A 10,723-nucleotide genomic window follows, 5' to 3' on the forward strand; every position below is an offset into this window, starting at 1 on the left:
GTTGGTCTCGCTCGAGGAGGCCGACGCCGAGGAGAATACCGGCAAGGTCAAGGCCCAGGTTCCCGAATCGGAAGACGATATCGAGATCGACGAGACCATCGAGGACGATGACGACGACGATTCGACCTTCATTGCCGACGAGGAAGAGGGCGACGAGGACGTGACCGACATCATCGGTGATGTCGGAGGTGACGAAGAGACTTGAGATCGGCCCCGAACTGTGGTTCAGGGTCATGTCCGCACGCCGGGTTTGAGGCGCGCGATTCTAAAGGGGCCATAGCTCAGCTGGGAGAGCGCTTGCATGGCATGCAAGAGGTCGGCGGTTCGATCCCGCCTGGCTCCACCAGCCTTCGCTCGCTTCGCGAGCTACGGCTGGGCAGGCCATACCGTGCTCCATCGTAGCGAAGGGAGCGAAGGCTGCCCCGCCATAGCCCGAAGGGCGACGGCGGGCTCCATCCGCAGTTGACTCCTTGTTGTGCCGCTCCGCTAAGATTGCTCCGGGGTCGCGAACTTCTCGACGCGGCTGGGAGGCATCATGAAATACGTCTATGTCTTGGAGAGTCTCGATTGCCAGCATTTCTACGTCGGCATCACAGACGATTTACGAGCTCGGCTCGCCAAGCATAACTCGGGCGAGGTGCCGCACACTTCGAAATATGGACCTTGGCGTATAAGGACCTATGTCGCATTCAGCGATGCGGCGCTAGCGAGGGCTTTTGAGAAGTACTTGAAATCCGGCTCAGGCCGAGCCTTCGCAAAGAAGCATTTTTTGAACGCGTTACCCCGCCCCCTACTCCCCCAACACCGCATTCAACCGATCGCGCAGCGCGACGATCTCGTTCTTCATCGCGACGAGTTCGCCGACCGAGCAATCCGACGCCGCGAGAATCGATTGCGGCACGGCCCTCGCCTTTTCCTTCAGCGCCTCGCCCTTGGCCGTCAACGCGATCAGCACTTGCCGCTCGTCCAGGGTGTTGCGGGTTCGCTTGATCAGCTCGGCCGCCTCCAGCCGCTTGAGGAGCGGCGTCAGCGTGCCGGAATCCAGGAACAGCCGTTCGCCAATGTCCTTCACCGGCACGCCGTCGCGCTCCCACAGCACCAGCATGGCGAGATATTGCGGGTAGGTCAGGCCGAGCCTGTCGAGCAGCGGCTTGTACACGCGGTTGAACGCGTGTGACGCGGAATACACCGCAAAGCAGATCTGATTGTCGAGCCGCAGCGCAAAGTCCGCTGAAGTCTTCCTGGCCATCACGACCTCGTTAGCAGGCGCCGTTCGTCGCCTGACCTGGCGATCCAAGCGCTTGATTTCAATTGCATACAATCAAATTGCCCGATTCGCAATAAAATAGATTGCACACAATCTAATTGTGTGCAATTTTACAATCATCGAAACGACAAACCCAAGGGGAGACCGACATGTCCGTGAACGTGCTCTACAAGACCAGCGCCAAGGCCACCGGCGGCCGTGATGGCACCGCAAGGACCCTCGACGGCGCGCTCGACGTCAAGCTCACCACCCCGAAGGAACTCGGCGGCGGCGGTGGCGCCGGCAACAATCCCGAGCAGTTGTTCGCGGCCGGCTACGCCGCCTGCTTCATCGGCGCGATGAAGTTCGTGGCGTCCCAGGGCGGCCCCAAGGTACCGGCGGATGCGTCCGTGACCTCGACGGTCGGCATCGGCCCGCGTTCGGCCGGCGGCTTCGGCCTCGATGTCGAACTGGCGGTCTCGCTGCCCGGGGTTCCCAAGGCGGAAGCGGAAGCGCTGGTGGCGAAGGCGCACCAGGTGTGCCCCTACTCCAATGCCACGCGCGGCAACGTGGACGTGCGCCTGACCGTCGTCTGACGACCGATCCGACCGGCTCGCCGCTGATATCGGCGGGCCGCCCGCCTCCACTGGATTTCTCGATCCGCTCCGGCGGCAGCGTCATGCGCCCGTGCGCGCGACGCCATTGCCGCCGCGCCGGAAGACCGCTAGCTCAGGACGTCCATTGTCATCCTGAGCGAAGGTTTTCTCCATGAGTTCTACCGGCGCAATGACCGGGCTCCGCGTGATCGATCTGACGCGCGTGCTCGGCGGTCCCTATTGCACGCAAATCCTCGCCGACCACGGCGCCGACGTCATCAAGGTCGAACCGCCGGCCGGCGACGAGGTACGTGACTGGGGCCCTCCTTTCCACGAGGAAGACGCGGCCTATTTCGTCGGCATCAACCGCAACAAGCGCTCGGTCGGCCTCGACCTCTCTTCCGAAGGCGGGCGCGCGGTTCTCCTGAAGATGCTGGAGACCGCCGACGTCCTGATCGAGAATTTCAAGCCGGGCACGCTCGACAAATGGGGGATCGGCAACGACGTGCTGCGCGCGAAATTTCCGAAGCTGGTGCATTGCCGGATTTCCGGCTTCGGCGCCGACGGCCCGCGCGGCGGCAATCCCGGCTATGACGCGATCATCCAGGCCATGACCGGCATGATCGCCGCGACCGGCTCGCCGGAAAGCGGACCGATGCGGATCGGCGTTCCCCTCGTCGACATCACCACCGGGCTGTACGCGGCGATCGGCATCCTGATGGCGTTGTCGGAGCGGCAGCGTTCGGGACTCGGCCAGTTTCTCGAAACCACGCTGTACGAAACCGGCCTTGCGATCATGCATCCGCACACCGCGAACTATTTCATGCATGGCAAGCCGCCCTCGCTCACCGGCAACGAGCATCCGAACCTCGTTCCCTACGCGATCTTCCCGACCAAAACCGACAACATCTTCATCGGCGTCGGCAATGACGGCACCTTCCGCAAGCTCGCGAAGGAGATCGGCAAGCCCGAACTCGGTACCGATCCGCGCTTCGCGCGCAACAAGGACCGGATCGCCAACCGCGATGCATTGCGCGCCGAGCTTGCCGCCGTGTTCAGCCAGCACGAGGCCGAGCCGCTCTGCAATCGGCTGCTGGCGGCGGGCCTGCCCGCGGGCCCGGTGCAGAAGATCGACCAGGCGCTGACCAATCCGCACACGCTGCACCGCGGCGATATCGTCTCGAAGGACTGGTACAAGGGCGTCGCCTCGCCGATCCGCATGGATCGAACCAGGCCGAGCCTGCGCCGGACGCCGCCGAAATTCAGCCAGCATACCGCAGAGGTGCTGGGCGAGTTCGGCTACTCCAGGAGCGAGATCGAGGCGCTGGTCGCCAAGGGTGCGGTCTGCGGCGCCGAACGCAAGCGGTAAGGTGCGCGTGTCCCGGACGCGGTGCAGCGTGCAACGCTGCTCCGCAGAGCCGGGACCCGGCAAACCATATGCGAATCGCAATCCATGGGCCCCGGCCCTGCATGTAGCTCCTTCGCCTATTTTCCGGCTTCCCTCCGCGCACGCTTTTCCACTACCATCCTTTCGCTTATACGGTCATTCGCACGTCATCCGGCGCTGTTATCGCGCGAAACGAAGGTGACGATCTTAAACCCCGGAGGAATTTCATGGCATTTCGACAGTTCGGCGCAGCGGCGGCAGTGACGGTTGCGTTGGCGCTTGCATCGCCCGCCCACGCCGCGATCGAGATCCAGTGGTGGCACGCCATGACCGGCGGCAACAACGACATCGTCAACAAGCTCGCCGAGGAGTTCAACGCCAGCCAGTCCGATTACAAGGTCGTCCCGACCTTCAAGGGCAGCTATCCCGACACCATGAACGCCGGCATCGCCGCCTTCCGCGCCGGCACCGCGCCGCACATCATTCAGGTGTTCGAGGTCGGCACCGCCACCATGATGAGCGCGACCGGCGCCATCAAGCCGGTCTACCAGCTGATGAAGGACGCCGGCGAGCCGTTCGACCCCAAGGCCTACCTGCCCGCCATCACCGGCTACTATTCGACCTCCAAAGGCGACATGCTGTCGTTCCCCTTCAATTCCTCGTCCATGGTGATGTGGATCAACAAGGACGAGTTGAAGAAGGCCGGCGTCAACGAAATTCCCAAGACCTGGCCGGAAGTGTTCGACGCCGCCAGGAAGCTGAAGGCGGCGGGACATGCGACCTGCGGCTTCTCCAACGCCTGGGCGTCATGGGCGCATATCGAGCAGTTCTCCGCCTGGCATAACGTGCCGATCGGCAGCAAGGCCAACGGCCTCGACGGTTTCGATACCGTGCTCGAATTCAACTCGCCGCTGCATGTGAAGCATCTGCAGAACCTGATCGACCTGCAGAAGGACAAGACCTACGACTACGCCGGCCGCGACAACAAAAGCGAAAACCGCTTTGCCTCCGGCGAATGCGCGATCTTCCTGACCTCGTCGGGTTATTACGCGACCGCCAAGAGCACCGCCAAGTTCGACTTCACCTCGGCGCCGATGCCCTACTATCCGGACGTCAAGGGCGCGCCGCAGAACTCGATCATCGGCGGCGCCTCGCTGTGGGTGATGGGCGGCAAGAAGCCCGAGGAATACAAGGGCGTCGCCAAGTTCTTCACCTTCCTGTCCGCGACCGACCGCCAGGCCAGGCTGCACCAGGAGTCCGGCTATCTGCCGATCACCAAGGCGGCCTACGAGAAGACCGTCAAGGACGGCTTCTACGAGAAGAACCCGACGCTGCAGACGCCGCTGAAGGAATTGACCAACAAGGAGCCGACCGCCAACTCCCGCGGCCTGCGGTTCGGCAACATGGTGCAGATGCGCGACCTCTGGGCCGAGGAGCTCGAAGCGGCCCTTGCCGGCAAGAAGGGCGCCAAGGAAGCGCTGGACGCCGCGGTCTCGCGCGGCAATGCGATGTTGCGGACGTTCGAAAAGACGGCAAAATAACGCCGATCAAGGCTCCCTCTCGTTCCGGGAGGGAGCCCTCCCGCATCACACAGCGCGTGCCGAATGGAAAAGTCTGTCGTCTTCAATGGCAAGCTGCTGCCCTACCTGCTGCTGATACCGCAGCTCATCATCACATTCATCTTCTTCTACTGGCCGGCGAGTCAGGCGGTCTGGCAATCCTTCCTGCGCGAGGATGCCTTCGGGCTGACCTCGCAGTTCGTCGGCCTGGAAAATTACCAGACGCTGTTTGCGCAGCCGGAATATTACGCGTCGATGCTGACGACGCTGATATTTTCCTCGCTGGTCTGCGCGCTCTCGCTCTCCATCGCATTGCTGTTTGCGACCCAGGCCGACAAGAACCTGAAGGCCGCCGGCGCCTACAAGACGCTGATGATCTGGCCCTATGCGGTGGCGCCCGCGGTCGCCGGCGTGCTCTGGATATTCATGTTCCATCCCGCGCTCGGCACGCTGGCGCGGCCGTTGCGCTGGATGAATTTCGACTGGAATCCGCTTCTCAACGGCTCCCACGCCATGACCCTCGTGGTGATGGCCGCGGTGTGGAAGCAGATTTCCTATAACTTCCTGTTCTTTCTCGCGGGCCTGCAGGCGATCCCGAAGAGCGTGCTGGAGGCCGGCGCGATCGACGGTGCGGGCCCGATGCGGCGGTTCTGGACCATCACCTTCCCGCTGCTGTCGCCGACCACGTTCTTCCTGCTGGTCGTCAACGTCGTCTACGTCTTCTTCGACACGTTCGGCATCATCGACGCCGTCACCGGCGGCGGGCCGGCCGGCGCGACCACCACCATGGTCTACAAGGTGTTCGCCGACGGACGTCTCGGCGGCGATCTCGGCGGATCGGCCGCGCAGTCGGTGGTGCTGATGGTGATCGTGATCGCGCTGACCGCGGTCCAGTTCCGCTATATCGAACGCAAGGTGCAGTACTGATGGTCGAGCACCGTCCGCTCAGCGACATCATCGCCTATGCGATCCTCACCCTCGGCGTCTTCATCGTCGCGTTCCCGGTCTATCTGGCGTTCATCGCCTCCACCCATGACGCCGCGACCGTGGTCGGCGGCCACATGCCGCTGTCGGCGGGCAATCAGGTGCTGGAGAATTATTACCGCGCGGTATTCGTCGGCGGGGCGCGCACCAGCCGCGAGCCGGTCGGCACCATGCTGATGAACTCCTTCATCTCCGCGATCGGGATTGCGGTCGGCAAGATCTTCATCTCGATGCTGTCGGCCTATGCGGTGGTCTATTTCCGCTTTCCGTTCCGCAAGACCGCGTTCTGGATCATCTTCGTCACGCTGATGCTGCCGGTCGAGGTGCGCATCTACCCGACCTACAAGGTGGTCGCTGACCTCAGGATGCTCGATACCTATGCCGGGCTGATCCTGCCGCTGATCGCCTCCGCCACCGGCACGCTGCTGTTCCGGCAGTTCTTCATGACCATCCCGGAGGAACTGCTGGAGGCCTCGCGGATCGACGGCGCGGGTCCGTTTCGCTTCTTCTTCGATACGCTGTTGCCGCTGTCGATCACGACCATCGCCGCGCTGTTCGTCATCCAGTTCATCTACGGCTGGAACCAGTATCTGTGGCCGCTTTTGATCACCACGCAGGATTCGATGCAGACCATCGTCACCGGCATCAAGAAGATGCTGTACACCACCGACGAACTCGCCGAATGGCAGCTCGCGATGGCGACCGCCATCCTCGCGATGCTGCCGCCGGTCGCGGTCGTCGTGTTCATGCAGCGGCTGTTCGTGCGCGGCCTGGTCGAGACGGAGAAGTGAGCTAGCATGGCCAACGTCACCCTCCGCAACGTCCGCAAGACCTATCCGGGCGGCTTCGAGGCCATCAAGGGCATCGATTTCGACGTCGGCGACGGCCTGTTCTGCGTGCTGGTCGGCCCTTCCGGCTGCGGCAAGTCCACGCTGCTGCGCATGGTCGCGGGGCTCGAGACCATCACCGGCGGCGAGATCGACATCGGCGGGCGCGTCGTCAACCAGATCGAGCCGGCCGATCGCGACATCGCGATGGTGTTCCAGAACTACGCGCTCTACCCGCACATGACCGTCTACAACAACATGGCCTATGGCCTGCGCAACCGCGGCATGCCCGAGCCCGAAATCAAGACGCGCGTGGAAGAAGCCGCGCGGATTCTCGAACTCGCCGCCATGCTCGAGCGCAAGCCGCGGCAATTGTCCGGCGGCCAGCGCCAGCGCGTCGCGATGGGCCGCGCCATCGTGCGCCAGCCGAAGGTGTTCCTGTTCGACGAGCCGCTGTCGAACCTCGACGCCAAGCTGCGCATCGCCATGCGGGTCGAGATCCGCAAATTGCAGCGCCGCCTGTCGACGACCTCGATCTATGTCACGCACGATCAGCTCGAGGCGATGACGCTGGCCGACATCCTCGTCGTGATGAATGGCGGCCAGGTCGAGCAGATCGGCAATCCGCTCGATATCTACCAGAAGCCGGCGACCACCTTCGTCGCCTCCTTCATCGGTGCGCCGCCGATGAATCTGATGCCATTGCGCTCCGACGAGTTGAAGTCGCAACTGGCAGGCGATTCCCGCATCAGTGAAGCCGGCATCCTCGGCATCCGGCCGGAGGATTTCGTCATCAGCGGCGAAACCGCATCCGGCGGCATCGCGCTCGGCCTCACGGTGGAGGCGATCGAGAAGGTCGGCGCCGAGACCTTCATTTACGGCACACGGCAGAAAGAGGAGCAGGGCGTCGCCGCGACCCCCGGCGAGCTGCCGCCGGGCGAGATCATCGTCCGCATCCCCGGCGCCGTCGGCCCCGCCATCGGCGAGCGAATCAGGGCGGTGGCGGCGAAAGACAAGCTGCATTTGTTTACCGCCGACGGAAGGAAGCGGGTGGGCGGCTAAGTCCTCTGCCGGGCTAAAATGACCGCTGTGGAGACCCGCCGCGGCCGATTTACGCAGCTTTCAGAGGTGCTTGAACCCGCCCCAGACCACCCCCATATTGTTTCTTGACCGGACGGCAAGTCGGCCGGCCGGTTGCATGGGGCGCCGCAAGGGCCCCTCAAAGTCGCTTCGAGAGGGCTTTGTAATGTCTCGTGTTCCTTCGTTGTCCAGTCCGTTCCTGCTTGGGTTCGACGAAATCGAGCGTGCGCTCGATCGCGTCGTCAAAGGCGCCGACGGTTATCCTCCCTACAACATCGAGCGGTGCGACCGTTCCAACGGTCAGCCCGAACGCTTGCGCATCACGCTTGCGGTGGCGGGTTTTACCCGCGACCAACTCGATGTCACCACTGAGGAAAACCAGCTCGTGATCCGGGGCCGCCAGCAGGACGACAAGGCCCGGCAATACATCCATCGCGGCATCGCCGCGCGCCACTTCCAGCGCACCTTCGTGCTGGCGGAGGGGATGCTGGTGCTGGGCGCGGATCTGAAGAACGGGCTGTTGTCGATCGATCTGGCCAGGCCGGAGCCTGAAAGGGTCGTTAAGACAATCGCTATCAATGAGCACGAATAATGGAACCAGGAGCGGACTCGACCGCTTAGTCTTGCAGAGGAGTCGAGACCATGAGTGATGTGACTGTGACCTTCGAACCCGAAAAGGTTTCCGTCGAGGCGCTGGCCCATCTTGGTGAGGGGCATATCGCCTACGTGAAACAAGTCCGTTCCGAGGACGTGCCGGGACTGTTTCCGCAGGCGCCGAAAATCGCGCCAGGGCTGAAGCTGTTCGCGCTGCATGCCGCCGACGGCACTCCGATCATGCTGACCGACAGCCGGGAAGCGGCGATCGCCAATGCATGGAGCAACGAGCTTCAGGCCGTCAGCGTGCACTGACGACGCAGCGCGCGCTGCGCGGTGTGTGCCGCAGGTTTGCAGCGGCCGCTTGATGCCATAACGAGAATTCGCAAGCACGCGGGCCTTCCTTGACAGGGAAGCGCCCGCGTCTTTTTTGGCAACGCGCCGGCGTTCGTCCGATCTCAGGCCGCGCGCACGGTCGAGAGGAATTTCTCCACCTCGCCCTTGAGATGATTGCTCTGCGCCAGCAGCGAACTGGCGAGGCCGTGCACATGCGTCGAGGCCGTGCCGGTTTCCGTGGCGCCGCGATTGACGTCGGTGATACTGCCCGCGACCTGGGTGGCGCCCTGCGCCGCCTGCTGGACGTTGCGCGAGATTTCCTGGGTCGCGGCGCCCTGCTCTTCCACCGACGCGGCGATCGCCTGCGAGATCTCCGCGATCCGGTCGATCGTGCCGCCGATCTGCTGGATCGCCGACACCGACTGGTTGGTGGCCGACTGCATCTGGGCGATCTGCTCGCTGATTTCCTCGGTGGCTTTCCCGGTCTGCGACGCCAGCGCCTTGACCTCGGAGGCGACGACCGCAAATCCCCGTCCCGCTTCGCCGGCGCGCGCGGCTTCGATCGTGGCGTTGAGCGCCAGCAGGTTGGTTTGCTCCGCGACCGCGCTGATCATTTTCACCACTTCGCCAATCCGGCCGGCGGATTGGGCGAGCTCGGCAATCCGCGCATTGGTCTGCTCGACCTGACTGACGGCCTCGCACGATATCTTGTGCGAATCCTGCACCTGGCGGCTGATCTCCGATATTGAGGCAGCCATTTCCTCGGCGGCCGCCGCAGCGGATTGCGCATTCGACGAGGACTGCTCCGATGCGGTGGCGACCGTCGCCGACAGCATCTGGGTCACTTCGGCGGTCTTGGTCAGCTGTCCGGCCGACGATTCGAGTTCGGACGAGGCGCTCGATACGGTCTGGATGATCTTGCCGATCGCCGAATCGAAGCCATCGGCCATCTCCGTTATCGCGGCCTTGCGGTCGCCTTCCGCCTTCAGCTTCAGGCCGGCCTGCTCCGCCTCCATCGACTGCACCCGCTGCGCGTTGTCCTTGAACACCTGCACGGCGCGCGCCATGGCCCCCACTTCGTCGCCGCGGCTGAGCGCCGGCACGGCGACGGAGAGGTTGCCGCCGGCGAGGCCCTTCATCACGTCGGTCATTTGCGCGATCGGGCGAATCACGCCGAACGCGACGCCGAAAATGCCGGCGCCGATGACGAGGAACACCACGGCCGAGACGCCCCACAGCAGGAGCGTAAACATGCTGACGCGACCCGTCGCCGCGACTTCGGTCGCCGCGTTCTGGTCGTTGGTCTGCTTGACGATGTCGTCGATGATGGCGCGGTGCGCGGCGTAACGGGCGGCGATCTCCGCATAGGATTTTGTCGCCGCGGCACTGTCGGACTTCGACAATGCGGGCAACAGGCCTTCCTCGATCGCGGTCCAGAAGCGCCGCACCTCGTTGTGGGATTTTTCCACGAGCTTGGTCTTCAATACCGGGTCGAGATCGGACGTCACCCAGAATGCGTGCCGCTCGTCATACTCCTTCCTGAGCTGGGCCAGCCTGTCGCGATGCGCCGAAAGCTGCGCCGGATCGTGCAGCACGAGGGTGGACTCGAGATAGGCCTCGATGACGTATTCCGGCGGCGGCAGGATGTCCGCGATCAGGTCGTTGCCGAGCTTGATCTGGTTGTAGAGCGGACCGCCGACTTTGAGCTGCGACAGCCCGTAGACGCTGGTGGCAATCACGGCACCGAGGCCCAGTGCAGTCACCAATCCAAATATCAGTATCGCGCGCGAAATCGTCAGCCGCTGCGCCATGGCAATGTTCTCCGGGCCAAAAAATAAAAAATCCCAGCGCCCGAAATAACAGCGATTTAGCTTAAGATTGAGTTTATCCGCTCTGCCACTATGCGGAGCATCTCTGTTCCGCCACGCGGAACTAGGCCGCGCTTGCCGGAGGCAGGGCCAGCACCGAATAGATCGCCTGGGCATCCCGCGAGGCGCGCAGCTTCTTGGCGACGTCCACGTCGCGCAGCAGCCGCGCGATTCGCGCCAACGCCTTGAGATGATCGGCGCCGGCGCCTTCCGGCGCCAGCAGCAGGAAGATCAGGTCGACCGGCT

Annotated in this window: 12 protein-coding genes, 1 tRNA gene and 1 pseudogene; 11 read left to right on the top strand and 3 right to left on the bottom strand. The window is 63.5% G+C overall.

Translation table 11 applies throughout. The annotated features are described in order from the left end of the window. The 3 genes and pseudogenes from V7E26_RS26660 to V7E26_RS26670 all read left to right on the top strand — a co-directional run. A partial coding sequence (locus tag V7E26_RS26660; RefSeq protein WP_324422112.1) for a TIGR02300 family protein occupies positions 1–205 on the top strand: 205 nt, incomplete at its 5' end. A gap of 65 nt (positions 206–270) precedes the next feature. Further along, positions 271–346, top strand: a tRNA-Ala gene (locus V7E26_RS26665). Positions 347–535: 189 nt separating this feature from the next. Then, positions 536–763: pseudogene (locus tag V7E26_RS26670) on the top strand (GIY-YIG nuclease family protein); the annotation flags it as partial. 27 nt (positions 764–790) lie between these two features. Here the strand turns inward: V7E26_RS26670 and V7E26_RS26675 are convergent. After that, complete coding sequence (locus tag V7E26_RS26675) at positions 791–1,249, bottom strand: MarR family winged helix-turn-helix transcriptional regulator (protein ID WP_324422114.1); 459 nt, start codon at positions 1,247–1,249, stop codon at positions 791–793. A gap of 167 nt (positions 1,250–1,416) precedes the next feature. Here V7E26_RS26675 and V7E26_RS26680 point away from each other — a divergent pair, with 167 nt between their 5' ends. The 8 genes from V7E26_RS26680 to V7E26_RS26715 all read left to right on the top strand — a co-directional run bounded on the left by V7E26_RS26680 (position 1,417) and on the right by V7E26_RS26715 (position 8,588). Further along, positions 1,417–1,842 carry an organic hydroperoxide resistance protein gene (locus V7E26_RS26680; protein WP_324422116.1) on the top strand — a complete coding sequence of 142 codons (426 nt, stop codon included), beginning with the start codon at positions 1,417–1,419 and terminating at the stop codon, positions 1,840–1,842. 172 nt (positions 1,843–2,014) lie between these two features. After that, positions 2,015–3,211, top strand: coding sequence for a CaiB/BaiF CoA transferase family protein (locus V7E26_RS26685; protein WP_324422118.1), 1,197 nt, complete (start codon positions 2,015–2,017; stop codon positions 3,209–3,211). A 245-nt stretch (positions 3,212–3,456) separates the two neighbouring features. Continuing rightward, positions 3,457–4,770, top strand: coding sequence for a sn-glycerol-3-phosphate ABC transporter substrate-binding protein UgpB (ugpB, locus tag V7E26_RS26690; protein ID WP_324422120.1), 1,314 nt, complete (start codon positions 3,457–3,459; stop codon positions 4,768–4,770). 63 nt (positions 4,771–4,833) lie between these two features. Further along, positions 4,834–5,715 carry a sn-glycerol-3-phosphate ABC transporter permease UgpA gene (ugpA, locus tag V7E26_RS26695; protein ID WP_324422121.1) on the top strand — a complete coding sequence of 294 codons (882 nt, stop codon included), beginning with the start codon at positions 4,834–4,836 and terminating at the stop codon, positions 5,713–5,715. Next, positions 5,715–6,563, top strand: coding sequence for a sn-glycerol-3-phosphate ABC transporter permease UgpE (gene ugpE / locus V7E26_RS26700; protein WP_324422122.1), 849 nt, complete (start codon positions 5,715–5,717; stop codon positions 6,561–6,563). Before ugpA ends, ugpE begins: the two co-directional genes overlap by 1 nt. A 6-nt stretch (positions 6,564–6,569) precedes the next feature. Further along, complete coding sequence (locus V7E26_RS26705) at positions 6,570–7,661, top strand: sn-glycerol-3-phosphate import ATP-binding protein UgpC (protein WP_324422124.1); 1,092 nt, start codon at positions 6,570–6,572, stop codon at positions 7,659–7,661. Between the two features lie 184 nt (positions 7,662–7,845). Next, positions 7,846–8,271 carry an Hsp20 family protein gene (locus V7E26_RS26710; protein WP_324422132.1) on the top strand — a complete coding sequence of 142 codons (426 nt, stop codon included), beginning with the start codon at positions 7,846–7,848 and terminating at the stop codon, positions 8,269–8,271. A gap of 50 nt (positions 8,272–8,321) precedes the next feature. Next, positions 8,322–8,588: a DUF1150 domain-containing protein gene (locus tag V7E26_RS26715; RefSeq protein WP_324422126.1), complete on the top strand. Its 267-nt coding sequence runs from the start codon at positions 8,322–8,324 to the stop codon at positions 8,586–8,588. A 143-nt stretch (positions 8,589–8,731) separates the two neighbouring features. On the opposite strand, the gene V7E26_RS26720 is transcribed toward V7E26_RS26715, so the two are convergent. Next, complete coding sequence (locus tag V7E26_RS26720) at positions 8,732–10,420, bottom strand: methyl-accepting chemotaxis protein (RefSeq protein ID WP_324422128.1); 1,689 nt, start codon at positions 10,418–10,420, stop codon at positions 8,732–8,734. Positions 10,421–10,541: 121 nt separating this feature from the next. Next, positions 10,542–10,723 (bottom strand): PTS sugar transporter subunit IIA (locus V7E26_RS26725; RefSeq protein ID WP_324422130.1); only part of this gene is annotated, 182 nt, incomplete at its 5' end.

It is taken from the genome of Bradyrhizobium sp. (assembly GCF_036735945.1).
Classification (GTDB): Bacteria; Pseudomonadota; Alphaproteobacteria; order Rhizobiales; family Xanthobacteraceae; genus Bradyrhizobium.